This is a genomic window from Oceanobacillus neutriphilus, assembly GCF_014645515.1.
GTDB classification, from domain to species: domain Bacteria; phylum Bacillota; class Bacilli; order Bacillales; family Amphibacillaceae; genus Oceanobacillus; species Oceanobacillus neutriphilus.
The window spans coordinates 1-658 of record NZ_BMLW01000050.1 but is presented as its reverse complement, the minus strand read 5'-3'; the positions used below and the strand labels follow the sequence as shown (position 1 = coordinate 658).

Annotated in this window: 1 protein-coding gene; it reads right to left on the bottom strand. The window is 36.3% G+C overall.

Features of this window, described 5'->3' with window-relative positions:
* The coding region (locus IEX29_RS26450; protein WP_188738883.1) for a DUF4372 domain-containing protein at positions 1-516 on the bottom strand (516 nt) is incomplete at its 3' end.
* Between the last annotated feature and the right edge of the window lie 142 nt (positions 517-658).

The window sequence follows — 658 nt, the reverse complement described above, 5'->3', positions numbered from 1 at the left end:
CTTCGCTGGTGTTATCGTAGCTTTTTCCGGATAGACCGTATCCTTGTCCATGAAAACCAGTCGCAAGTGTAGCTTGACTCCTGCTTTGGTTTTACGGAATTTCGCCCACTTATAACGGGTCAGGTTGAGAGGCAATGTACTGGAATCAATAATCTTTAAAGGAAGTCCTTTAACAGCTTTGTTTTCATAGCTTTTTATCTGGTAAACCAAATCTAAAAACAGGGTCGCTAAGATAGAAGGATTGATTTCATTATTTTTACGTGAAAGCTGGGAAGCACTAATGCTTTCGATTCCGCTCGCTTTCTGGAAATCAGCATCCAAAAGCGCATCGCTCAGAGCCTGGAGTCCTTCTGTTTCATGAACCTGCGCATAAAGCATCAATTTCAAATAGGCTTCTGTCGTCAGTTTTTTTGTATAGGTATCTTGTTGATGAATCGTTACTTGTTCAAAAAGTTTTTTTAAATTTATTGGTGCAAACCATTTACCAAATGCATTTTTTCGTGTATTCTTGTCCATAAGTTGTTTTCCTTTATATTGGATTTGGACAGAAATTCACCTGACCAATTCATTATAAAGGATTTTTTTATGGCTTAAAACAGTAAAAACCGAAAATTAGGATTATTTTGTATTATTAGACATAATTAATGCAATGCTAGTG